This window comes from Streptosporangium sp. NPDC003464 (genome assembly GCF_053588315.1).
Genome location: NZ_JBSFPS010000159.1, coordinates 1 through 22,817, shown reverse-complemented (window position 1 = coordinate 22,817; position 22,817 = coordinate 1). Strand labels below are relative to the sequence as shown.

The following is a 22,817-nucleotide window of genomic DNA, read 5'->3' as shown; positions in this document are numbered from 1 at the left end:
CCACCACCTCCGCCGGCTGGGCCATCCCCGGCGCCTCCACCCCCTCCGGTATCGTGCTGCCGTCGATCTGTCGCGTTCAACTTCGCCCAGACGATGGAGCAGGTGCGCCCAGCCATCGCCGGTCTCCTCTTCGAGTATGGCCGGCAGACCACTGTGGCGCAGGGTGAGCTCGGTGCCATCACCGTCCGGGGTCAGGGTGACTTCGACTCGGGATGCCTCTGGTGCCATGTCGGGCGCTCCTGGTGTGGCCTCCCAGCCGAAGGTGAAGACGAGACGTTCGTACGGCACGAGCTCCACGAACCGTCCGCGCATCACCGGGCGTGGGCCCCCGTGCATCGCAACCTGCAAGGTGCCACCGGGGCGGGCGTCCAGCTCGGCCGTTCCCCACCATTGCGCCAGGCGTGCCGGGTCGGTGAAGAACCGCCAGACCGTCTCGGGACGCGCACGGATGTGCAACGTCTGCTCAATCGTCCTGCTCACAACGGTCCCTTCACGTCCTGGTCACCAGTGTGCGCGCGTTCTTCTCGCTCGGCTTCGTATTGGAGGCGGCTGAGCGAGGTGGACCACATCGTCTCCAGGAACGTCACCGCCTCGGCCAGCCCCTCCGGACGTAGCCGATAGAAGCGGCGATTGCCTGCGCGGCGGACGTCGACGAGGCGGGCTGCTGTCAGCGTTCGCAGATGCTGGGATACCGCAGGGCGACTGATTTCGGGAAAGCGCTCGGCGATCTCGCCTGCCGATACCTCGCGATCCCGCACCAGGACGAGGATGGCGCGGCGGGTCGGGTCCGCCACAGCGCGAAGCGCGTCGTCCATGGGCCACCGCCTTCGTTTGCGCACTGCCGGGACGGCATGTAAGTGTTTAAGCAACATCTTACACTCTATCGATGACGAGGATCCGCCATGTCAGGAGACGACAACACCCGTGCCCCGCGACCGGAGAACCAGCACCTGAATGCGCTGGTTGGCCATTGGCGTTCGCAGGGGCGTATAGCGGCCACCGCGATCGACCCGGCGATCCGCATCGCCGGGTCGGACACCTACGAGTGGCTGGCGGGCGAGCACTTCCTCATTCACCGTGTGGACGTGCGCATGAATGAGGAACACGTCGAGGTCATCGAGATGATCGGGCCCTACGATCCAGCGAGCCGGACCTACCCCATGCGCTCCTTCGACAATCACGGCAACTTCACCACCATGCGGGCAAGCGTCGACGACGAGGGTGTCTGGACGTTCGCCGGTGAGACGGAGCGGGCGACGCTGGTGATCGCCGAAGACGGCGACTCCATGACGGCCGAATGGGAGCGCACTGACAACGGCTCAGACTGGCGGCACTGGATGGACATGAGCTTCACGAGGGCTTCCAGCCCCAGCGCCATCCCTCGCCGCTGAATCCCTCGCAGGTCAGAAGCCTCACCGTCGAGCTCACCTCGCCGTTCCTGGCGGAGGCACCACAACACCATCATGCTGTGCGCGTCTATCCGTACGCGCCTTTGCACATGGAGGTGTACGCCGACAAGGCTCCCACTCGGGTCCGTGTCACCAGCCGCAAAGTAACGCTGAGTAACCGTCGCTGCTTTGCGTGGTCGCGGGATCGGTCATCTCAGGGGAGGCTGAACACGCCGGATCACCGGGGTTTGCGGTTGATCGCGGCTCGCGGGCAGGTCGGGCCGAGGTGCACAGCCGGCGCCCCCAGCGCCACGGCGGCCCTCGGCGGTCGACACTGCGATCACTGTGTGTTATTGGCCAACTACACAACATCTCTTGCTGAGGAGCCATGCAACCTGCTTCACCATCGGCCGACCAGCCCGCGGGAAGGAGGGTCAGGGCAGCGGGGTGGCTGCCTCGACCCGGTTGAGGTGCACGATCACGTCGAAGGCCGCTCCCAGGGCCAGCGGCCGGTTGAACTGCTCGGGCACGTACGTGGCCGGGATGGTGAAGGTCGGACGGGCGGTGTCCAGCCACGCTCGGGTGGACGGAGTACGGCCGGCACGGCGCAGGTCCACGTAGTAGTCGCGGTAGCGAACCCGGTCCAGGACGGCCTCGCTGCTGTCCGGGACGGGGGCGCCGGTGTCGAAGACGGCGACCTTGCCGGTCTTGGGGTCGGTGGCGCGGAAGCGGCCGCTGTGGATGGTGGTGCCGATCGCCACATAGGAGGTGCCGGCCAGGGAGCGCAGGACGGCCCCCTGGGTGACCGGGTACAGATCGGGCCAGGCCGAGACGTAGCCGATGTGCCCGTTGTGCGCGGCCGCCACGGTCTTGGTGCCGGTGTGGCGCTGCCACCACACGGTGTTCTCGGCCATGGACCGGTCACGGTGACGGTGCAGGGCGGACCCGTCCAGTGCGTACATGGTGGTCATCTGGACGATGACGCGGGCCTCCTGCAGGACCTTCGGGCTCACCTTGCCGCTGCCGTCCAGCAGGCGGTAGGCGGCCTGAGCGTCGCCGGCCAGGGCGGCGCGCCGCTCGGCCGGCAGTGTGGCCAGGGTGTTCATCCGTTCCTCCACACCGGCGGGCAGGGCGAGCAGGCCCGCGTAGCGGCGACGCAGTTCGGGCTCCAGCGACGGCTGGTGCTTCTCGGCCCAGGCGAGGATGCGCCGGTACTGCTCGGGAAGGACGTCGCCGATGTCGAAGCCCATCACGCGCAGCTTGCGCGAGGCGGTGCGGTTGTAGTCGCGCATCCACTCGTAGAGGTCCATCCACTCCTGGGTCCTCCACGAGCCGTAGGACTGCTGGAAATCCTCGGCCATGATCGTGCGCAGGTCGCCCTTGCCGGTGCGCACGTACGCGTCCAGGCGGACGCCGGCCGACCAGGGCGCCTCCAGCGCCAGCGTGGTGAAGCCCTGGGTCTGCACCAGGTGCCGGAACATCCGGTGCCGCAGCGTGAACAGCTCCTTCGAGCCGTGCGTGACCTCGCCGATCCCCACGATGGTGGCGCCCTTGGTCATCGCCGACAACGCCCGCAGGTCGCGGGACTGACCGCTCGGGACGGTGCTGCGCAGTTCCTGGGCGTGGCGCTCCAGGTCCGCCACCACCCGCTCCTGGCCGGCGCCGACGGCCACCGTGGCGACGCCGGCGGGGGCGGGGGCAGGGGTGGCGAATGCCGGCGCGCTCACGCTCGTCAGACAGGCCGCCAGCGCCAGGGTGACCGGCACGGTACGGCGCAGAATGTTGCTCGTCAAGACAGATCCTTACATTGGGTGTCGGATGAAGCAATCACCAACGTAGGGATGGGCGCAGGCGGTTTCGATCCCGCCCGCTGGCCGGTCGATGGTGGTGCTGGCTACCGCACGCCGCCCGCGGCCCAGCTCACAACGCCGTTTCCCAGAGGCCGGGTGTCAGAGGCCGGCTTCAGGCGCCGAGGTAGCGCAGCACGGCGGCGACCCTGCGGTCCACGCGGTCGCTGGGAGCCAGGCCGAGCTTGGCGAAGATGTTGCGGATGTGCTTGTGCACCGCTCCCTCGGTGATCACCATCTTGTCGGCGATGGCCAGGTTGCCCAGTCCTTCGGCCATCAGCGCGAGCACCTCGCGTTCGCGCGGGGTGAACTCCGCCAGGGGATCACGGCGGCGGCTGAACAGCTGGGCCACCACCTCCGGGTCGATGGCGGTGCCGCCGCCGGCGACCCGGTTCAGCGCCTCAAGGAACTGCTCGACCTTGCCGACCCGCTCCTTGAGCAGATAGCCGACCCCGTGCGTGCCGTCGGCCAGCAGGTCGGTCGCGAACGCCTGCTCGACATGCGCCGACAGCACCAGCACCCCCAGGCCCGGCTGCAGGCGCTTGGCCGCCACGGCCGCCCGGATGCCCTCGTCGGTGTGGGTGGGCGGCATGCGCACATCCACCACCGCCACATCGGGCCGGTGCTCTTCGACCGCGGCCAGAAACCCCTCGGGGTCGCTCGCGGCCGCGGCCACCTCGATGCCCTCCCCGCTCAGCAGCAGCACCAGGCCCTCGCGCAGCAGCGCGTCATCCTCAGCGATCACGACTCGCACGGCAGTTCCACCTCGATCACAGTCGGCCCCCCATCGGGGCTGGTCAGGGTCATCGTTCCGTCATGGGCCTCGACGCGGCGGCGGACCCCGGCCAGCCCGGTGCCCGCGCCGTCGCGGGCGCCGCCCTTGCCGTCGTCACGCACCTGGACGCGCAGTAACGGGCCTACACGTTCGACGACGACCTCCACGTGCTGGGCGCCGCTGTGCTTGCCCACGTTGGTCAGCGCCTCGGCCACGGTGAAGTAGGCGGCGCTCTCCACCGACAACGGCACCACGGCGAGCTCACCCACCCGCACCCGACAGGGCACCGAGCATCCGGCGGCCAGCGCGTCCAGCGCGCCGGCCAGCCCCTTGTCCTCCAGGATCGGCGGCAAGATCGCGCGCACCACGCCGCGCAGCTCCGCCAGCGCCTGCTCGGCCGCGCTCCTGGCACGTTCCAGTGCGTGCGCGGCCCGAGCGGGATCGCGCTGCAGAGCACGCTCGGCCGCGGCCACCGTGACCACGACCGCGTTCAGCCGGTTCTGCGCGCCGTCGTGCAGGGCCCGCTCGATCCGGCGCAGCTCGACGGCATGCGCGCGCAGCGCCCCCGCGCGGGTCACGGTCAGCTGCGCGATGCGCTGCGACAGGTCGATCGAGGCGTGCGGCACCAGCAGTTTCCTGGCGGGCAGCGCCTGCAGGCGCGCCAGCACGGGGAAGAGACGGACCAGGGCGACCAAGACGGCCAGGCCGATCACCGAGGTGGCGATCGCGCCCGGCCAGGTGGTGACCGGGAAGCCGAAGTTGGTGAGCTGATCCTCGCGCGGCAGCAACTGCCAGTAGAGCGGGTAGGTGAGTTCCCGCAGCACCGCCACCGGCATGATCATCCCGAGCAGGCCGCAGGCCGGGCCCACCACGGCGTAGACGGCCAGCCAGCCCAGGTCGCGCAAGGTCGCCGGGTCGGCACGGGCCGCCCGCATCCTGGCCGCCCAGCCTCGGGGCAGCTGCTCGGCAGGCAGCCGGTACGGGCTGACGATCTCGACACCCGCGCCGGCCAGGCGCCTGCGTTCCCACTCGGCCGCGCCCCTGGTCATCGCGATCATCGCCGGCACCAGCGCCAGCCCGACCCCGACCAGGCTCAACGCGGCCACCACCAGCCAGCACAGCGCGACGACGACGGCCATGAACGCGGTGCCCAGCCCTCCGGCCAGCCGTTCCAGACCTTCAAGAATTCCCCGCATCACCAGGGTCATAGTAGGTGAAAGGGGACACGGCTTGCTCCAGCCCGCTGTACCACGGCCGGCTAGCGTGCGGGATTTCCGCGGATCGGGCCCGTTTCTAGGATTCTGGCCATGACCGACCCCTACCGCATCCCCAGCCCTGACTCCGACCCCGCCACCCCCTGGCCCGCAGCGAGCAAACCCGCGCTGAGCAAAGGTGCTCTCGCGCTGCGCGCCCTGCTCTGGCTCGTCCTGATGGCCAGCGCGGTCGTCAACGTGATCGCGAACAGCATCGGCGCCTGGCCGCTCGGCCTGGTCGCGGGCGGCGTCGCCATCGCGTGCATCGCCGCCCTCATCATGCACCATGTGAGCAGGCGCAAGACATGAACCACATCGTCCCCCTCACCGGCGTCACCAAGAAGGAGGCCCACCGCTCGGACAGCTGTCACCGAAGGGAAGGGGCGTTCCCGCAGGGCTATGTCTGCTTGTGGACCGAGGACGACTTCGACGGGCGAGATGTTCGGCTACAAGCCAGTCTCCTACTACTGCGACATCGCCCCGGCTCAACCCGTCCGGACCATCTTCAACAACACCAACCGGTCATGGGTGTTCCAGGGGTCCCGGTAGCAATGGAGCAGAATCCAACGGACCCGCCCCAGAGGGGCCGGCGGCGGGAACGGACCACGCCGGGCCGCAGACCGGGCAGAAATGGAAGCACTGTCCGGTACAAGAAAACGCGCTCAAGATCATTGCAAGTATCGTGCGCGACCAGCGACGAACGGCCGCTCAGGGCGGCTCTGTCCACAGCTTCCGGGGAATCGGCCTCTTCGGCCCGCCGCTCGAGGTCGCCCAGGACGCTCCCGTCCAGCACCGGCTCCTCGTGCTCCTCGGCCGCAAGCCCTGAGCGCGGCCGACGCCCGCCAAGGGGACGCACATGAAGCGAACCGGCCGGGTCGGCTGACCCGGCCGGTACGTTCAAGCGGGCACGGTCAACCCTTGGTCTGCACCGTGGCTGACAGTTCGATCGGGAGGGTCGTGCCGTCGGCGGCCAGCGGGCGGACGGTGAAGGTGTAGCTCGTGCGGCCACGGAGCCCGGTGACCCGAGCCGTCGTCCCCGTCACCCGCATGACCTCCGTGCCGCCGTTGAAGACCGCGTAGCCGGTGGCGGTCGGCACGGACGGCCAGGTCAGGGTCACCGACTTGGCGTTGACGTTGCCGACGCCGAGTTCGGCGCCGTTCCAGGTGTTGGGCGTCTCGACCACGAACGCGTCGATGATGACGAACTTGTCCGCACCGTTGACGACCTTGATGGTGTGATCGCCCATCGGCAGCCCGGTGAGCTGGAACACCCGCTGGGCGGTCAGCCGTACCGGGGAGTCGCAGTCGACCGTGGCCTTGAGCTCGCCGTCGACGTAGATGTCGATGGTGCTCATGTCGGAGTAGCGTTCGGACAGCAGGCTGATGCCGGTGCCGGTGAAGGTGAACTCGACGGCCTGCCCGGCGTGCCAGCCGGCGTGGACGTCGTCGTTGTAGTCGCCCATCCCGCGGTCGGGGCTGTAGATGAAGTCGTCATCGGGGTAGGCGATGCGCTTGTCGGTGTCGTTGACGTAGGTGAGTACCACCTTCGGGTCGGTGACGGTGATCTTGTGCTCGCCGGAGAATCCGTCGTGGATCGCGGTGATCGTGGCGGTGCCCCAGGTGCGTGCGGTGACGAGGCCGTCCGCGTCCACGGTGGCGATCGACGGGTCGGAGCTCTTGAAGGTGACGCCCTTGGTCACCGGGGTGCGGGTGCCGTCCGCGCCGACCGTCGCGACGGACAGCCGGCCGGGCTCGCCGACCTTGAGCGCGCCGGCGCCCGTGACGTCGAGTGCCTTGATCGCGGCGGTGGAGGCGGTGAGGGTGAACTTGTCGAGTGCCAGCCCGCTGCCCTCGCTCACGACCCGGAGGGTGTGCAGGCCGGCGGGGATCTTGACCCAGGTGGTCACGTTCGCGTCGTCGGACTTGGGGGCGAAGAGCGTGTTGCGGTCACCGTCCACCTCGAACCTGAACGTGGTGTCCTCGGCGGCCGAGCCCTTGAAGGTCACCTTGTACATGCCGGTGTTCGGGACGAACACGTTCTCGTAGCGCAGGTAGTCGTTCGGGTCGATGCCGCCGACGATGCCGTCCTTGGTGACGACGCCGGTGTCGGGGCCCTTCCAGTTCCACTCCTGGTCGGTGTTCCACTGCATGGTCCAGTGCTCGGCCTCGATGGTCTGCTCGGACGTGCCCTGCAGGTCGAGCCGCATCCAGTTCCAGACGATGCTGGTGCTCGCCTCGATCCAGACGACCTTGACCGAGTGCTTGCCCGCGGTCAGCGGGAGGACGAAGTCCTCGGTCCGTGGGCTGAGCATGCCGCTGGTGGGGCGCAGGCTCAGCGGTCCCGTGGCGTCGGCGCCGTCGACCTCGACGCGGAACTTCAGCGGCTTGTCGTTGACGGTCGAGTAGCGAAGCTGCAGCAGGTACTTGCCGTCGGCGGGGACGCTGACGTCGTCGAAGCGCGACCAGTCGCCGGTGTCGATGTAGGCGACACCGGGGGTGCCGTCGTCGCTGTCGGTGAGGTCGGTGTTCTGGGTGCCCTGCTGCTCGGTCGCCGACTCGGCCTGGAGGGTGATCGACTCGGGCCGTTCCAGGGTGAACCGCATCCAGTTGAGGAAGAACCAGCGCCCGTCAGGCCGGGTGAGCTTGATCGTGTGGCGGCCCTCGGTGAGCGGGATCTGCCGTTCGAAGGTCCTGTAGGTGTTGTAGCCGCCGGAGTCCGGCACCTTGATGGTGGCGACTTCCTTGCCGTCGACCTCGAACTTCAGGTGGTTGGCCTCCTCGGAGGAGGCCCGGAACTCGACCCGGTAGGTGCCGGTGGCGGGCACGTCGACGTTGTCGTACTCGGCGGACTCACCGGCCGCGTCCATGTAGAGCGCGCCGAGGCCGCCCTCGGGCGGGGTCTCGACGCCGTAGGCGCCGCCGGCCGCGGTGTAGTCCTCGTTCTGGATGGTGAACTGTGTCAGCGGGGTCGTCGGCCGCCCGGCCTGCGCGGCTCCCGCGGCGACCTGAACGGTGCCGATCGGGTAGACCTTGTCCTTGCCGCCCGGCATCGCCAGCTCGATACGCGGCTTGCCGTCCTCGCCGAGCATGGCGACGGCCACGTCGTAGGAGCCCGCGGGCAGGTCGGCCGGGAGGGTGAAGGCCGAGTTGATCTGGCGGACGTCGCCCTTGAAGAGCTTGGTCTGGTCGAGGGTGGCGTCGGTGTCGCGCCACACGACGTCGCCGGTGGACCTGTCGGTGAAGCGCACCTCGACCGGGTAGCGGCGGGGGCTGAAGCCGACCGCGTTGTTGGTCCAGGTGTGCGAGATGCGGAACTCGCCACCGGGCTTGACCTCGGTGTCGTAGGTCGCGGTGGGCATGAGGAAGCGGTAGCCGGTGTAACGCGCCAGCGTCTCGAACCACTCGCCGTAGGCGTCCTTCATCGGCTGCCAGTTCTCGAAGCCGGTGTTGTTGATGCCCTGCAGGTTGGAGTGGTAGCCCTCCAGCGAGTTCTTCACGAACAGCCGGGGGTTGTTCAGCATGATCGTGGGGTTGTCCCAGTTGGAGCCCTCGGACACCTGGATCATGTCGCGGCGGAGCCTGCGGTTGACGTACGGGGCCTGCGCGGTGTCGCCGTAGTTGTGCCAGACGAAGCCGGCGTTGACCGTGTCGGACCGCACGCCCCAGTTCTCGAACGTGGCCGCCTTGCCGTAGCCGTACACGCTGAACCGCTTGGCCTGGGTGTCGGCGTCGGGATCGTTCTTGTTCACCTCCGCGCCGGCGTTCTGCATCATGACCATCGACTTGTCGAACGCGTCGTCGTAGATCTTGAGGATCGCCTGGAGCGTCGAGACGCGGGTGGCGTTGTCCGGCCACGGGAAGTTCATCGCGTCGTTCCAGCCCGACCACTCGCCGAACAGGGAGAAGGCGCGCAGGTCCACCCACGCCACGCCCGGGTCGCCGTCGTAGCGGCCGGCGAAGGCGTCCACCGCGCGCTTGAGCCGGTCCAGGTAGATCGGGTTGTAGTAGAGCGGCTGCTTGGAATAGTAGCCGCTGTTGTACTGCGCCATCCGGAACGGCACCCCGGCCTTGTCGAACAGCCAGGCCGGCGGGTACTCGTACGGGAAGACGCCCGGATCGTTGACGATGTCGGGCGCCTCCGACATGAGCAGCTGGAACTCGACCGTCTTGCCCTGCTCGTTGACGCGCTTCATGAACGCGTCGAGGCGGTCCCAGACGAAGACGCCGTCGTCGGGCTCGAAGTCGGCCCAGGCGATCTGGAGCCGCACCACGTCGGCGTCGGCGGGGATCTTCTTGGTGCCTTCGATGAAGTCGGTGATGCCCGGGTCGTTGGTGAAGGTGTAGCCGGGCGTGCCCGGCGTCCTGTGGGTGTTCACGTCGAACGCGGTGCCGGTGTACGGGTTGCCGTGCAGGATCTCGTGGGTGTCGGAGAAGGTCACCGTCGTACGGCCGGCAGCCGGTTCGGCGGCGGAGGCGGCGTGCGCGGGCAGCACCAGTAAGGCGGCGGTCATCGTGGCGGCGCCGAGGACATGGCGGATCATCAGATCTCCAGGGGGATGGAGGCGGCGTCGAGCAGGGAGCGGTAGGCCGCCTCGACGAGGGCGACGGTCCGGTGGCCCGCCCTGGCGTCGGGCTGGCGGGCCTCGCCGTCGCGGACGGCGTCGAGGAAGGCGCGGATGAGCAGGTCGTCGAGCGGCGCCCCGTACCCGTGTGCGAGCGGGCCACTGTTCCATCCGGTGAGGACCCCGGAGAAGGGCGCGATGTCGACCACGCCCTCGGTGCCGATCACGGTGAGAGTGACCAGGTCGCCGGTGTTGGGACGGCCGGGCGGGCGCGACCAGGAGCAGTCGATGGAGGCGATGACCCCGTCGCGGTAGCGCAGGGAGACCAGCCCGGCGGTCTCGACGGCCTTGCCCGGGTTGGGGATGGAGTTGGCGATCGCGTAGACCTCGATCGGGTCGTCGTCCAGCAGGTCGGCGAGCAGGTCGGCGACGTGCACGACGTGGTCGGTCAGGGCGCCGCCGCCGCTGCTTGCCGGATCGGTGAACCAGTCCCGGGTGGTGGGGACACCGCCGCAGTTGGTGGCCGCGATCGACACGATCCGGCCGAGGTCGCCCCGCCGTACCGCGGCCCGGAGGTCGGCGTAGGCCGGCGCGAAGCGGACCGGGAAGGCGGTCATGAGGACGGTGCCCGCGGCGCGGGCGGCCTCCAGCATCGCGGTGGCGTCGGCGAGCGAGGTGGCGAGCGGCTTCTCGCAGAGCACGTGCACGCCCTCGGCGGCGGCGCGCAGCGCGAACTCCCGGTGACGCGTGTTCTCGGCGCAGATCACCACGCCGTCGGGCCGCCAGGCCCACAGTTCGTCCTCGGTCTCGAAGGCGGTGACTCCGTCCGGGACGCCGTCGTAGCCGTCGGCGTAGGCGCCGATCTCCACGTCGCCGCAGCGCAGGAGCGCGGCGGCGTACTCGGCGGCGTGCAGGTGGGCGAAGGAGAGCAGGGCGATCTTCATGCGGCTTCCAGGGGCTTGAGGTCGACCGGCCGGCCTTCGGCGGCCGAGCGGGCGACGGCGTCGGCGATGCGCATGGCGGCGAGGCCGTCCAGCGCGGTGACGCGCGGTGGGACACCGGTGGCGACCGAGCGGACGAAGTCCTCGATCTCGGCCCGGTAGGGGCTGGTCAGCGGGGAGAAGTCGGGCAGGATGTCGGGCGCGGGCACGGCGTCGCCCTGGTAGCGGTAGGGGCGGCGCTCGTCGGAGTCCGCGTGCAGCAGCCCGTGCGAACCGGCCACCTCGAACAGCGTCCTGAACTCGATCGGCGCGGTGGTCCAGGTCGCCGTCAGCACGGAGATCGAGCCGTTGGCGTGCGTGAGGAACGCCTGGGTGCTCTGGCTGCCGCCGACCGCGTGGGTGCGGGCGAAGACGCGCTCGACCTCTCCCCCGATCCAGCGCGCCATGTCGATGTCGTGGATCATGAGGTCGAGCAGCACGCCGCCGGAGAGCGCCTCGTCCAGGAACCAGCCGCCGGCCGGGCTCCGGCCCTGGCGGGTGTGCCGCTGCACGGCGACGCTGCCGATGTCGCCGCGGGTGACGGCCCGGTGCAGTTCGGCGTACTCGGCGAAGTAGCGTACGACGTGCGCGGGGAACAGCGGGACCCCGGCCTCGGCGAAGCGGGCGACCAGGTCCTCCGCCTCGGGGAGCGTACGGGTCAGCGGCTTCTCGCAGATCGTCGGCAGGCCGTGACCGAGCGCGGCGAGCGCCAGTTCGTAGTGGGTGTGTGTCGGCGTGCAGATGTCGACGACGTCCGCCGCCTCGAACAGGGCGTCCAGGCTGGGGACGATCCGGCCGCCTCCGTGGCGCCGGGTCAGCGCCTCGGCGTCGTCGGCGATCGAGTGGACGACGACGTCGTGGCCGAGGTCGAGCCAGGCCGGGAGGTGCGCGTTGGCGATGCCACCGGCGCCGATGAGTCCGACCGTTGCGTGCATGGGAGATCCATTTCTTGTCATTTGCCGATGCCCTGCGTCATGCCGCTGACGATGCGGCGGCCGAACCAGAGATAGGTCGCGATCATCGGGAGCACCACGATGACGACGCCGGCGAAGAGCCCACCCCAGTTCGAGGTGTATTGCATGTTGGAGTAGAAGTTGAGCAGGGCGACGTTGAGGGTCTGCGCGCTCTGGTCGGGGACGAGCATCAGCACGATCACGGTCTCGTTCCACAGGCTCAGCGCGTTCAGCACCGCCACGGTCGTGATGCCGGGCTTGGCCAGCGGCACCATGATCTGCAGGAAGGTGCGGAACGGCGACGCGCCGTCGAGAGCGGCCGCCTCCTCCACGTCGCCGGGGAGCGAGCGGAAGTAGCCGATGAGCACGAAGATGCTGAACGGCAGGCTGAGCACGACATAGAAGAGCGTGACGGTGATCCGCGTGTCCCAGACGCCGGTGACCCAGTCGATCATGAACCGGGACAGCCCTGCCCCGATGAGGACCATGGGGACGGCGAACGCCTGGAACGGGATGCTCATGCCCACCGCGAAGAAGGTCGCGACAGGACCGCTGGAGCGCCCGCCCAGCCGTGCCACCGCGTAGGCGGCGGGGATGGACAGCGCCATGATGAGCACGACGGACACGAGCGTGAGGACCACCGAGTTGATCGCGGCGGCCCCGAGCCCGGAGTCCGACCACGCGGTGGCGAAGTTCTCCCACATCCAGATGGCGGGCAGGCCGGCCGGGTTGTCGAAGATCTCCCGCGAGCTCTTCACCGAGTTCAGCAGGACCCAGACCACCATGCTGACGTTGAACAGCACCCAGGCCCAGATCAGGACCCTGATCAGGGCAAGCCCGGCGCGGATCATGCCAGCTCCAGTCGTTCGCGCCGCTGGATCCTGCGCGACAGGACGATCAGGACGGCGGTGATCACCGTCATCACGATCCCGATCGCCGCGGCCTCGCCGAGCTGGGCCAGTCCGCCCTCACGGCCGCCGGTGACCCGGAGGTACTGCTCGACGGCGAGGGTCCTGGCCTCGGGGGGCGGGGTGCCCGCCGTGCCGACGAAGGCGATGACGATCTCGAAGGTCTTGATGCCGGCGATCGCCCAGAGCGAGGCGGCGATGGCCAGCATGTCCCTGGTCAGCGGGAGCGTGACGTAGCGGAACTGCTGGAGCTCGCTCGCGCCCTCGATCCTGGCCACCTCGTAGTAGCTCGGCGGGATGCCGTCGACCGCGGACATCACCAGCACGACGTAGAAGCCGGCCGCGCTCCAGACCACCCCGGCCATGATCACGTTGAAGATCAGCTCGGGAGCCAGCCAGGGCTGGCGCAGCTCGGACAGGCCGAGGGCCCCCAGCACGGTGTTGATCAGTCCGTCCGGGTTGAAGAGGAACGAGACGGCGAGGCCCACGGCGATGGGCGAGATCATGAACGGCAGGAAGACGGCCGCCCGGATGAACGCGCTGCCGCGGGCCGTACGCAATACGATCATCGAGGCGCCGGCGATGAGGAACAGCGCCAGGCCCACGACCAGCGTCAGGGCCAGCGTCTGCACGAACGAGGCACGGAACAGCTCGCTCCCGACCATCGACACGTAGTTGGAGAAACCGACCCAGGAGAGCTCGGTCCCCAGTCCTGACCACTCGGCGAAGCTGAGCACGACGCCGAACAGCGACGGCAGCACGAAGAAGACCAGGTAGGCGATCAGTGCGGGAAGCAGCATCGGCAGGTACAGCCGGCGGCGCTCGCCGTGGAGCGCGCCGCGGGGCACCTTCGCCCGCCTGTCCGCAGACGGAGCCCGCAGGGCGGTGTCGGACACGGTCACGGTCATCCGTTCATGGCGGCGGTCTTCGCCTTGCCCTCGGCCAGGAACTCCTCGGCGCTGAGCTTGCCGGCGACGAACTTGTCGTCGAGGGGGAGGAAGACGTCGGCCAGCCACTTGGGCTGCACGGTCGAGACGCCGTCGCCGTCGAGCGTGACCTGCTCCGCGTCGCGGATGGACGCCTGCAGCTGCTGGAGCTCCACCGGGGCGGGCGAGTCGACGCGCGAGGGGATGTTGGCCGCGTCGGTGCCGATGCGGTCGATGTACTTCTTCTGCATCGCGAAGGCCAGGAAGTCGGCGACCGCCTTCTGGTGCTTCGACTTGGCGTTCACGCCCCAGCCGAGTGCGCCGACCGTGGCGACCGAGCCCTTGGCGGGGTCGACCGGCGGGAAGGCGATGACGCGGGGCTTGACCGCGGCGGCGCGCAGCGAGGCGGTCTCGCTGCCGAGCCAGGAGCCGTTCAGGATGAAGCTGTGCTTGCCGCCCGCCCAGGCGTTCTGTGCGGCCGGGAACTTGGTGGCCATGTAGTCGGGTTCGAAGAGATCGGCCTTCACCAGCGACTCCAGCGCCTTGGCCGCCCGCTTCACCTCGGGGAGGTCCCAGGCGGCCGGGTCGGCGGCGAGCTTCAGCAGGATGCCGGGGCCGGCCGTGGACAGCAGCATCTGGTGGATCCAGAAGGAGTTGTAGGCGTTGACCGAGCCGTCGAGCGCGATCGGCGCGCGGCCGGACGCCTTCTCCTTCTTGGCGATCTCCAGCAACTCGTCGAACGACTTGGGGGCGAAGTCGGGATACTTGGCGGAGTCGTACCAGAGGCCGATGGAGAAGACGCTGTGCGGGACGAAGCCGTACCCCTTGTCGTCGCTGATGGCCTTGATCACACTCTTCGGCAGGACTTCCTCGATGGTCTTGCCCTCGCCCGGGATCTGGGTCTTGAAGATCGGGCCCATGTCGCCGAGCACGCCGGCGGCGCGGAACTCGGCGGTGTGGTCGATGGCGGTGTCGAAGAAGTCGGGCCCGGCGCCGGTGGCGACAGCGTTCTTGACCTGCTGCTCCTGGCCCTGCGCGAGCCACTGAACGTCGATCTTGACGCCGGTCTGCCGGGTGTAGTCGGCGATGACGCTCTCGAACAGGTTCGCCTGCGGCGTGCCCTTCGCCCACTTGCCCCAATAGAGGAGGCTCGCGGGCTCGGCGCCGGCGGAGGCCGACGGACCGGCGTCCTGGAGCTTCTGGCCGCACGCGCCGAGGGCGAGCACGGCAGAGGCGCAGGTGGCTATGGCTATGACGCGATTACGCATGGTTGGTCCCTTCTTGCTGGGGGGCACGGTGGGCAATAATAAATACACTTTGTGTTTTAATGGAAGACATCCCAGGAAACGAAAGGGCCACGTGAGTGCTGATCGGACGTGAAGCGAGCCTCCTACGCCAGCCCGTAGGCCAGTCGCGCCTGCGCCGTATCAATTCGCTGGCGGTGATCGAGGCGATCCGCGGAGAGCCTCTCACCATTCCGGCGATCGCCCAGGTCGCCGGGCTGTCGAAGACCGCGGCCGACACAGTGGTGGGTGATCTCGTCGCCCTCGGCTGGGTGAAGAACATCGAGCCCCTCTCCCCCACCGGAGCCGGGCGGCCGGCCAACCGCTACCAGTTCAACGCGGGCGCGGCCGTCGTCGCCGGCATCGACATCGGCCAGCACACCACCCGGGCCGAGCTCGCCGACCTGAACGGCGAGGTCCTGGCCACCCGCTCGATCACCGTCTCCGCCGCGGACCCGCCCGAGGCCGTCCTGGCCGACGCCGTCGAGGTTGTCGACCAGCTCCTCAGCTCGCAGGGCCGCGAGCGCGCCGCCGTATGGGCGATGGGGGTGTCCGTCCCCGCCGTGGTCTACCAGGACGTCGTCACGCGCGGCCTCGACGACTGGGAGGGTCTCAACGTCCGCGCCGCCTTCGCGGCGTCCTTCGAGTGCCCCATCGCCGTCGAGAACGACTCGAACCTCGCCGCGTTCGCGGAGGCGTGGAAGGGCAGCGCCGCCGAGGCCGGCTCGATGGTCTACGTGCACTCCGGCAACCGCACGGGGGCGGGGGTCGTACTGAACAACACCGTCGTACGGGGCGCGAACGGCGCCGCCGGCGAGATCGGCGCACTGCCGCAGATGGGCTGGGAGCATGCCCAGCAGTACCTGCACGACGTCGAGCTCACCGACGGCCGGCGGGTCAGCAGGGAGGGCGTGTTCGACGCCGCCACCGCGGGCGACCCGCTCGCCGTGGCCGCCGTCGACCGGTTCGCCGACGTCATCGCGATCGGCATCGCCGCACTGGTGCTCACCGTCGACCCCGAGATCGTGGTCGTCGGCGGCGGCAACGTCCAGGCGGGCGACACCTTCCTCGACCCGCTGCGCCGCCACGTCGAGAGGCTGTGCACCGTACGGCCCGCGCCCCCGATCGTCCCCTCCGCGTTGAAGGACCGCGCGTCGATCACCGGCGCGGGCGGCCTGGCCGCCACCTCGGTCATGGAACAGCTCTCCGCCTCGGCCCTGGGCGGCAAGACCCTCTCCAGCACCTCGACGCCGCCCTGGAAATGGTAAGAACCCAAGAAGGATCCCCCTATGCCCATGCAGCCCTGGTTCCCCGACGCCAAGCTCGGCATCTTCATCCACTACGGCCTCTACGCCGTCGAGGGAGTGGCCGAGTCCTGGTCGTTCTACTACGGCGACATCTCCCATGAGGCCTACCTGGCCCAGCTCGACGGATTCACCGCGGACGGTTACGACCCCGCGGCATGGGCGGAGCTGTTCGCCCAGGCCGGAGCCCGGTACGCCGTACTCACCACCCGGCACCACGACGGCTTCGCCCTCTGGGACAGCGCGTACGGCGAGCTGAACGTCACCGCCTCCCCAGCGGGACGCGACCTGGTCGGCCCCTTCGCGGACGCGCTGCGCGAGCGCGGGCTGAAGGTCGGGCTGTACTACTCGCACTCGGACTGGAGCCACCCCGACTACCCCAGCGTCCGCGGCCCGGAAGCCCACCCGAGCCCCTACGTGACTCCTCCGGAGGGGCAGGAGGACCCTGCCGCGTGGGCCCGCTACCTGGCCTACCGCGACGGCCAGGTCGACGAGCTCGTCGAGCGGTACCGGCCCGACCTGCTGTGGTTCGACGGCGAGTGGGAGCGCTCGGAGGAGCAGTGGGGCATCGACGCCCTCGCCGACCGCATCCTCGCCGCACGGCCGCGGACCGTGCTCAACGCGCGCATGCTCTCACGCGGCGACTACGCGACACCGGAACAGGGCGTCCCCATCACGCCGCCCGACGGCCCGTGGGAGCTGTGCCTCACCATCAACGACAACTGGGGTTTCCGCCCGGACGACACCAACCACAAGCCCGTGGGCCACCTCGTCCGCTACTTCGCCGAGACCATCGGCGCGGGCGGCAACCTCCTGCTCGACGTCGGTCCCACCGCCGACGGCCGCATCCTCCCCGAACAGGCCGGCCGCCTGAAGGGCCTCGGCGCCTGGATCGAACGGCACGCGGAGGCGGTGTACGGCACGACCGCCGGGCTGCCGGCGGGCCACCACTACGGCCCGAGCACGCTGTCCGCCGACCGCAGGACCCTGTACCTGACCTGCTTCGACCCACCCCGCGACACGGTGGCAGTGCGCGGGCTGCGCAACACCGTCCTGCGTGCCAGGGTCGTCGGCGCCGACGGCGAGCTCGGGCACACGATCACCGGAGAGCTCAACGGGGTGCCCGGCATCCTGTGGATCGACGCGCCACCCGCCCACGCGATCGACCCGCACGCCACGGTGATCGCGCTGGAACTCGACGGCGAGCTGGACATCTACCGCGGCAGCGGCCGCGACTAGTGCGGTGACCGGAAAGGTTCACCGGGTTGGTGCTCGCACTGGCCAGGCCCAGACGATTTGGATATGAGTCGGCAGATCCAGCTCGGTGCAGGAAGGCGTAGTGGGGGTGCCGTTAAGAAACGTGTCATCGGCCGCAAACCGCAACGTCTCTGCAGGTCAGGAGGGTATGCCTGCGTAGGGGCATCGACCTGGGGGTCCCGGTAGCAATCGCGGAAAATCCAATGGAAATGGGTCTGACGTGCACGGATGGGCTCTGGGCCTGCCGTCCCGTGACCGTGTTTCTCAAGGAGCTTCCGCAGGTCAGCAGCGACACCGTTGAATTCTGCTCCATTGCTACCGGGCCCTGTGGGCAAGCCTTGACGCCGCGGACGCGATCGTGTTCGGCGCCCCGACCTACATGGGCAGCCCGTCGGCGGGGTTCAAGATCTTCGCGGAAGGGACCAGCGCCGTCCTGAAGGACAACCTGCGCTGGAGGGACAAGGTTGCGGCGGGGTTCACCAACAGCAGCTGCATGAGCGGCGACAAGCTCAACACCCTGGTGGACCTGGCGATGCTCGCCGCCCAGCACGGCATGATCTGGGTCGGGCTCGCCCAGTCCGGTGGATGGTCGAGCAGCGGCGGTTCGGTGGAGGACCTCAACCGGTTGGGCAGCTGGCTGGGGGCGATGGCCCAGTCCGACAGCGACGTCGGTCCGGAGACCGCGCCACCTGCCACCGACCTGCGTACGGCGAGCGAACTCGGACGAAGGGTGGCCGTCGTCACCCGGGCGTACCGACGCGGCGCCGATCTCGAGCAGTTGGCGGCCCTCCAGACCGTCTCGGCCTCATCCGACCGTTCGGGAGCGCCGTCTCTGGCGTGACGGCCTCGCGCGACACGCAGCTCGGTGGCCGCCCGGTACCTGTCAAGGCCAATCGAAGGGCTCGACACCGGTAAAGCTCCTCATACCTTGACCCTCGGATAGTCGGCACGCTGCTGGTGCCGGTGTTCTACGCCCTGGCCGGGCCGGCCGCCGAGCGGGCGCCCGAGGAAACACCCGTCGAGGCGTTGCATGGCGCCTTCGGCTGGACCCAGTACGCCGACCACGGTCCCGGACCAGAGATCCTCGGCCATCCCGCCACCGCCCTGGAGCTCGGCTCCGGTCGCGGCAACGCCGTCGCGGCGCCGGCCGGCCGCGGGGTGCGGGCCACCGGCGTCGACTTCTCCCCCGCTCACTGCGCGCAGGCCCGCACCCGGTGGGGTCACCTGCCCGGCGCCCGGTCCGTCCAGGCCGACGTCCTGGACTACCTCGCCTCCGCCGGCCAGCAGTGGGAGGTGATCTACTCGATCTGGGGAGCGTGCTGGTTCACCGATCCCGTCCGGCTGCTGCCGTTGGTACGGGCCCGGCTCGCCGCGGGCGGCAGGTTCGTCTTCGCGCATGCTCCCGCGGTCCCGGGCAGCCACGGCAGACAAGGCAGCTACGGCAACGGGTTCACCGGCCGGCAGCTGTGGGTGTATCGGTGGGCCTACGAACCCGCCACCTGGGCCGACCTGCTGAACGAGCACGGATCGGCACCCGAACCTCCACCATGGTCAGAGCCCAAACCGATCACGTCGTCACGCTGATCACCGAGTTCCTGCCCGGCGTTCCAACCCGGATCGTGCCGATCACCGTCGGCGCCGATCGCTGGCCCGGCGACCTCACCGACATCGGCGGCAAAGTCGCTTTCAGCAAAGAGATCGACCACGCCCTGATCTGCGCCCGGATCGACCTGGCCGTTCACTGCCTGAAGGACATTCCTGGCGACGTGTCCTTGGCCGAAGGCACCGCGTTCGGCGCCTACCTGCCCGCAGAGTTTCGCCCCGCGGGCGAAGGCGTCGTGTCCATGGTCCCGCCCGTGGGCGCCGGCGTCATCGCCCTCCAAGCCCGCATAGCCGACGTCCCCGCCGGGTCCCGATGGGGGTCCCGGTGGTTTCGGCGAAATTTTCAACGGATATGCAGGTCAGAGCTTCCTTGAAGACCTTCGGGAACAGCTTGGAAGGCGGGCCGCTGACCTGCCGGAACGGGGCAACACCCCAGGATGACGCCGGTGTCGTCCGCGCGCGGGTGGACGACACCCGGACAGCTCGGCCGCAGCGGTGGTGAAGCCGGGCCGGTCATCTCCGGCCGGTCTCCTTGACGGACTTGAGCACGGCGTCGGCGATCGAACGTGGGTCGACGCCGAAGTGCTCGCGTACGGACTCCCGGGTGCCGGAGAGGCCGAACCCGTCGGTGCCGAGGGAGGTCCACGGCCGGTCGATCCATGGGCTGATCTGATCCGGCACGGCGCGCATCCAGTCGCTGACCGCGATCACCGGGCCCTCGGTCCCGGCCAGGGCCTGCCGGAGGTAGGGCACTCCGGTGGAGGTCATCGCGTCGCGGCGCAGTTCGCTCCATGAGGTGACCGACCAGACGTCGACTCCCACGCCGTGCTCCTCCTGGAGCAGCCGCTGCGCGGCCAGTGCCCAGTGGATCGCGGTGCCGCTGGCGAGCAGATGGGCCTGGCCGCCGCCGGAGGAGTAGCGGTAGATGCCCTTGAGGATGCCCTCGCGCACGCCCTCGGGCATCGCGGGCTGGGGAAGCGGCTCGTTGTAGAGGGTGAGGTAGTAGAAGACGTCCTCGCCGTCGGGCCCGTACATGCGCCGGAGCCCTTCGCGCACGATCTCTGCGACCTCATAGCCGAAGGCGGGGTCGTAGGTCAGACACGCCGGGTTGGCGGAGGCGAGCAGCTGGGAGTGCCCGTCGGCATGCTGCAGCCCTTCGCCGGTCATCGTGGTCCGTCCTGCGGTGGCGCCGATCAGGAATCCGCGGCCGAGCTGGTCGGCCAGCGCCCACATCTGGTCGCCGGTCCGCTGCCAGCCGAACATCGAGTAGAAGATGTAGAACGGGATCATGGCCTCGCCGTGGGTGGCGTAGCTGGAGGCGGCGGCCGTGAACGACGCCATCGATCCCGCCTCGGTGATGCCCTCGATCAGGAGCTGGCCGTCGACCGCCTCCTGGTAGGACAGCAGCAGATCCCGGTCGACCGACTCGTAACGCTGGCCCAGCGGAGAGTAGATCTTGGCGGTGGGGAACAGCGACTCCATGCCGAAGGTCCTGGCCTCGTCGGGCACGATGGGCACCCAGCGGCGCCCGGTCTCCGGCTCCTTCATGAGGTCCTTGACCAGGCGGACGAAGGCCATCGTGGTGGCCACCGGCTGCTTGGACCCCTTCTCCAGGGACTGGAACGGCCGCTCGGCCGGCGCCGGCAGCGGCTGGTGGGAGACGGTTCGGCTGGGGATGGGCCCGCCCAGGGCCCGGCGGCGCTCGGCCACGTAGCGGACCTCGGGCGAGTCGGGCCCGGGGTGCAGGTACGGCGGTAGGTCCGCGTCGAGTGCCTCGTCCGGCACCGGCAGCCCGAGCCGGTCGCGCAGCGCCCGGAACTCGTCCTGGGTGAGTTTCTTCATCTGGTGGTTGGCGTTGCGCGCCTCCACGCCGGCCCCGAGCGTCCACCCCTTGACGGTCTGCACGAGGATCACCGTCGGTGCGCCGTGGTGGTCGAGGGCCCGGCGGTAGGCGGCGTGCACCTTGCGCGGCTCGTGGCCGGCCCGCGAGCCACCGACGATGCGCCGCAGGTCCTCATCGGAGTACGGCACGTCCAGCCCGTGGAACAGATGCTGCCTGATGTAGGCCCCGGTCGAGGTGGCAAAGGTCTGGAACTGCCCGTCCGGCATCTCGCCCAGCCGGGACACCAGCTCGTCCGAACCGAGCAGCCCGTCCCATTCGGCGCCCCACAGCGCCTTGACGACGTGCCAGCCCGCGCCCCTGAAGACGCCTTCGAGCTCCTGCACGATGCGGGTGTTGCCGCGTACCGGCCCGTCGAGCCGCTGCAGGTTGCAGTTGATCACGAAGGTCAGGTTGTCCAGCCCTTCGCGGGCGGCCAGGGTGATGGCCGCCGTGGACTCCGGCTCGTCCATCTCGCCGTCGCCGAGGAAGGCCCATACGTGGCTGAGCGAGGTGTCCTTGATGCCGCGGTTGTGCAGGTAGCGGTTGAACCTGGCCTGGTAGATCGCGTTGAGCGGCCCGAGGCCCATGGACACCGTGGGGAACTGCCAGAACCCGCGCATGCTCCGCGGGTGCGGGTACGACGGCAGCCCGCCCTCGGGCTCGCGCCGGAACAGGTCGAGCTGGCCCTCGGTCAGCCGTCCCTCCAGGAACGCGCGGGCGTAGATGCCCGGGGACGCGTGGCCCTGGAAGTAGACCTGGTCATGACCGCCGTGGAAGAAATGGTTGAACCCGACCTCGTACAGCCAGGCTGCCGAGGCATAGGTGGCCAGATGGCCACCGAGACCGAGCCTGCTGCCCCTGGTGATCATCGCCGCCGCGTTCCACCGGTCGTAGGCCGCGATCCGCTCCTCCAGTTCGAGGTCACCGGGGTAGCCGGGCTCCTCCGACGTCGGCACGGTGTTGATGTACCGGCTGCTCATGGCCAGCCGCTTCAGCAGGTACTCGGCCCGTTCAGGGCCTGCCGCCCGGCGGACCGCCTCCAGCGATTCCAGCCATTCCGCGGTCTCCTGCGGGTCAATGTCCTTCTCCATGCCACCATTAAACACCCAATGATCGATCATCGGTTGTTTCCATCTGTCATCATGGGACTCGTGAAACCTGTCATGCGACTCCCGCTTCGTGATCAGATCCGGCAGGCCGTGCTCGGCGGCCTGATCAGCGGCCGATGGGGGCCCGGTGACCGCGTGGTGGAACGGCGCATGGCGGCGGAGCTGGGCGTCAGCCAGGCTCCGGTGCGCGAGGCGCTGCGCGAGCTGGAGGCGCTCCGACTCATCGAGTCGTCGCCGCACAAGGGCGCACGGGTCCGCCGGCTCACCGCGGCCGACCTGCGCGAGATCTACGAGGTGCGGGCGGGACTGGAGGAGACGGCCGTGCGGCTGCGTCACCCGCCCGTCGAGGCGCTGCGGGTCCATCTCGCCGGCCTGCAGCAGGCCGCGGCCGCCGCCTCCGTGGCCGACCAGATACACCACGGCGTCGCGTTCCACCGCGAGATCGTCGAAGCCTCGGGCAACGACGTGCTTCTGGCGATGTGGGAGTCACTCGGCATCGAGGTGTGGACGCACCTGTCGATACGGCTGTTCCGGATGCGGCCTTGCGAGAACGCCGCCGACCACGAGCCGCTCGTGGCGGCGTTCGAACGCGGGGACCCCGACGTGGGGGCCCTACTTCGCGACCACATCCTCGGCTACGCCCCGCTTGACTGATCACATCCGGTCGATCGTCATCTGGGGCGGCTCCCGCGATGGCCGGCCGGTCACCCATGATCCCGATCTCTACAAGCAGCGCAACGCGGCCGAACGCTGCATCAACCGGATGAAGGAGTGGCGTGGGCCGGCCT

20 protein-coding genes are annotated in these 22,817 nt (G+C 69.4%); 8 read left to right on the top strand and 12 right to left on the bottom strand.

Translation table 11 applies throughout. From position 1 onward, the window contains the following. The coding region (locus ACWDS7_RS29855; protein ID WP_451931965.1) for an SRPBCC family protein at positions 1–480 on the bottom strand (480 nt) is incomplete at its 3' end. After that, complete coding sequence (locus tag ACWDS7_RS29850; protein WP_451931964.1) at positions 477–815, bottom strand: ArsR/SmtB family transcription factor; 339 nt, start codon at positions 813–815, stop codon at positions 477–479. The genes ACWDS7_RS29850 and ACWDS7_RS29855, both read right to left, overlap by 4 nt. Before the next feature lie 87 nt (positions 816–902). Between ACWDS7_RS29850 and ACWDS7_RS29845 the strand changes: the two genes are divergently transcribed. Further along, the gene (locus ACWDS7_RS29845) at positions 903–1,391 is read left to right on the top strand and encodes a DUF1579 family protein (RefSeq protein WP_451931963.1); all 489 of its coding nucleotides are present in this window, start codon (positions 903–905) and stop codon (positions 1,389–1,391) included. A gap of 431 nt (positions 1,392–1,822) precedes the next feature. Here the strand turns inward: ACWDS7_RS29845 and ACWDS7_RS29840 are convergent, their stop codons facing one another. The 3 genes from ACWDS7_RS29840 to ACWDS7_RS29830 form a co-directional block, all read right to left on the bottom strand. Beyond that, positions 1,823–3,181 (bottom strand): erythromycin esterase family protein, encoded by a 1,359-nt coding sequence (locus ACWDS7_RS29840; RefSeq protein WP_451931962.1) that lies wholly within the window; start codon positions 3,179–3,181, stop codon positions 1,823–1,825. 169 nt (positions 3,182–3,350) lie between these two features. Continuing rightward, complete coding sequence (locus ACWDS7_RS29835; RefSeq protein ID WP_451931961.1) at positions 3,351–3,989, bottom strand: response regulator transcription factor; 639 nt, start codon at positions 3,987–3,989, stop codon at positions 3,351–3,353. Continuing rightward, positions 3,977–5,206 carry a sensor histidine kinase gene (locus ACWDS7_RS29830; protein ID WP_451931960.1) on the bottom strand — a complete coding sequence of 410 codons (1,230 nt, stop codon included), beginning with the start codon at positions 5,204–5,206 and terminating at the stop codon, positions 3,977–3,979. Before ACWDS7_RS29830 ends, ACWDS7_RS29835 begins: the two co-directional genes overlap by 13 nt. A 111-nt stretch (positions 5,207–5,317) precedes the next feature. Between ACWDS7_RS29830 and ACWDS7_RS29825 the strand changes: the two genes are divergently transcribed. Next, a complete protein-coding gene (locus tag ACWDS7_RS29825) occupies positions 5,318–5,572 on the top strand; it encodes a hypothetical protein (protein WP_451931959.1) in 255 nt (84 codons plus the stop codon). 602 nt (positions 5,573–6,174) lie between these two features. Here the strand turns inward: ACWDS7_RS29825 and ACWDS7_RS29820 are convergent. From ACWDS7_RS29820 to ACWDS7_RS29795, 6 genes are read right to left on the bottom strand one after another with little or no spacing between them, the layout of a single operon-like run. Further along, entirely contained in the window at positions 6,175–9,804 is a 3,630-nt protein-coding gene (locus tag ACWDS7_RS29820) for a carbohydrate-binding protein (protein WP_451931958.1), read from the bottom strand. Further along, a complete protein-coding gene (locus ACWDS7_RS29815; protein ID WP_451931957.1) occupies positions 9,804–10,769 on the bottom strand; it encodes a Gfo/Idh/MocA family protein in 966 nt (321 codons plus the stop codon). The genes ACWDS7_RS29820 and ACWDS7_RS29815 overlap by 1 nt, the downstream gene beginning before the upstream one ends. Beyond that, the gene (locus ACWDS7_RS29810; RefSeq protein ID WP_451931956.1) at positions 10,766–11,740 is read right to left on the bottom strand and encodes a Gfo/Idh/MocA family protein; all 975 of its coding nucleotides are present in this window, start codon (positions 11,738–11,740) and stop codon (positions 10,766–10,768) included. Before ACWDS7_RS29810 ends, ACWDS7_RS29815 begins: the two co-directional genes overlap by 4 nt. A 17-nt stretch (positions 11,741–11,757) precedes the next feature. Further along, entirely contained in the window at positions 11,758–12,609 is an 852-nt protein-coding gene (locus ACWDS7_RS29805) for a carbohydrate ABC transporter permease (RefSeq protein ID WP_451931955.1), read from the bottom strand. Then, entirely contained in the window at positions 12,606–13,574 is a 969-nt protein-coding gene (locus ACWDS7_RS29800; protein ID WP_451931954.1) for a carbohydrate ABC transporter permease, read from the bottom strand. The genes ACWDS7_RS29805 and ACWDS7_RS29800 overlap by 4 nt, the downstream gene beginning before the upstream one ends. After that, on the bottom strand, positions 13,571–14,860 hold the full coding sequence (locus tag ACWDS7_RS29795; RefSeq protein WP_451931953.1) for a sugar ABC transporter substrate-binding protein: 1,290 nt from the start codon (positions 14,858–14,860) through the stop codon (positions 13,571–13,573). Before ACWDS7_RS29795 ends, ACWDS7_RS29800 begins: the two co-directional genes overlap by 4 nt. A 95-nt stretch (positions 14,861–14,955) precedes the next feature. On the opposite strand from ACWDS7_RS29795, the gene ACWDS7_RS29790 reads away from it, so the two are divergent. The 5 genes from ACWDS7_RS29790 to ACWDS7_RS29770 all read left to right on the top strand — a co-directional run bounded on the left by ACWDS7_RS29790 (position 14,956) and on the right by ACWDS7_RS29770 (position 19,412). Beyond that, complete coding sequence (locus ACWDS7_RS29790; protein ID WP_451931952.1) at positions 14,956–16,143, top strand: ROK family protein; 1,188 nt, start codon at positions 14,956–14,958, stop codon at positions 16,141–16,143. Between the two features lie 21 nt (positions 16,144–16,164). Further along, complete coding sequence (locus ACWDS7_RS29785) at positions 16,165–17,418, top strand: alpha-L-fucosidase (protein WP_451931951.1); 1,254 nt, start codon at positions 16,165–16,167, stop codon at positions 17,416–17,418. Between the two features lie 319 nt (positions 17,419–17,737). Continuing rightward, positions 17,738–18,277 (top strand): flavodoxin family protein, encoded by a 540-nt coding sequence (locus tag ACWDS7_RS29780; RefSeq protein ID WP_451931966.1) that lies wholly within the window; start codon positions 17,738–17,740, stop codon positions 18,275–18,277. A 116-nt stretch (positions 18,278–18,393) separates the two neighbouring features. Further along, complete coding sequence (locus ACWDS7_RS29775) at positions 18,394–19,020, top strand: class I SAM-dependent methyltransferase (protein WP_451931950.1); 627 nt, start codon at positions 18,394–18,396, stop codon at positions 19,018–19,020. Beyond that, a complete protein-coding gene (locus ACWDS7_RS29770) occupies positions 18,984–19,412 on the top strand; it encodes a hypothetical protein (protein ID WP_451931949.1) in 429 nt (142 codons plus the stop codon). The genes ACWDS7_RS29775 and ACWDS7_RS29770 overlap by 37 nt, the downstream gene beginning before the upstream one ends. A 139-nt stretch (positions 19,413–19,551) precedes the next feature. Here ACWDS7_RS29770 and aceE read toward each other — a convergent pair whose 3' ends face one another. Next, the gene (gene aceE / locus ACWDS7_RS29765) at positions 19,552–22,011 is read right to left on the bottom strand and encodes a pyruvate dehydrogenase (acetyl-transferring), homodimeric type (protein WP_451931948.1); all 2,460 of its coding nucleotides are present in this window, start codon (positions 22,009–22,011) and stop codon (positions 19,552–19,554) included. A gap of 72 nt (positions 22,012–22,083) precedes the next feature. Between aceE and ACWDS7_RS29760 the strand changes: the two genes are divergently transcribed. Continuing rightward, entirely contained in the window at positions 22,084–22,683 is a 600-nt protein-coding gene (locus tag ACWDS7_RS29760; protein ID WP_451931947.1) for a GntR family transcriptional regulator, read from the top strand. The last annotated feature ends 134 nt before the right edge of the window (positions 22,684–22,817 follow it).

Coding starts and splice junctions, on each gene's coding strand:
- ACWDS7_RS29850 (WP_451931964.1), bottom strand. CDS start 815: ATGGACGACGCGCTTCGCGCTGTGGCGGACCCGACCCGCCGCGCCATC.
- ACWDS7_RS29845 (WP_451931963.1), top strand. CDS start 903: ATGTCAGGAGACGACAACACCCGTGCCCCGCGACCGGAGAACCAGCAC.
- ACWDS7_RS29830 (WP_451931960.1), bottom strand. CDS start 5,206: ATGCGGGGAATTCTTGAAGGTCTGGAACGGCTGGCCGGAGGGCTGGGC.
- ACWDS7_RS29825 (WP_451931959.1), top strand. CDS start 5,318: ATGACCGACCCCTACCGCATCCCCAGCCCTGACTCCGACCCCGCCACC.
- ACWDS7_RS29820 (WP_451931958.1), bottom strand. CDS start 9,804: ATGATCCGCCATGTCCTCGGCGCCGCCACGATGACCGCCGCCTTACTG.
- ACWDS7_RS29815 (WP_451931957.1), bottom strand. CDS start 10,769: ATGAAGATCGCCCTGCTCTCCTTCGCCCACCTGCACGCCGCCGAGTAC.
- ACWDS7_RS29810 (WP_451931956.1), bottom strand. CDS start 11,740: ATGCACGCAACGGTCGGACTCATCGGCGCCGGTGGCATCGCCAACGCG.
- ACWDS7_RS29805 (WP_451931955.1), bottom strand. CDS start 12,609: ATGATCCGCGCCGGGCTTGCCCTGATCAGGGTCCTGATCTGGGCCTGG.
- ACWDS7_RS29800 (WP_451931954.1), bottom strand. CDS start 13,574: ATGACCGTGACCGTGTCCGACACCGCCCTGCGGGCTCCGTCTGCGGAC.
- ACWDS7_RS29795 (WP_451931953.1), bottom strand. CDS start 14,860: ATGCGTAATCGCGTCATAGCCATAGCCACCTGCGCCTCTGCCGTGCTC.
- ACWDS7_RS29785 (WP_451931951.1), top strand. CDS start 16,165: ATGCCCATGCAGCCCTGGTTCCCCGACGCCAAGCTCGGCATCTTCATC.
- ACWDS7_RS29770 (WP_451931949.1), top strand. CDS start 18,984: ATGGTCAGAGCCCAAACCGATCACGTCGTCACGCTGATCACCGAGTTC.
- aceE (WP_451931948.1), bottom strand. CDS start 22,011: ATGGAGAAGGACATTGACCCGCAGGAGACCGCGGAATGGCTGGAATCG.
- ACWDS7_RS29760 (WP_451931947.1), top strand. CDS start 22,084: ATGCGACTCCCGCTTCGTGATCAGATCCGGCAGGCCGTGCTCGGCGGC.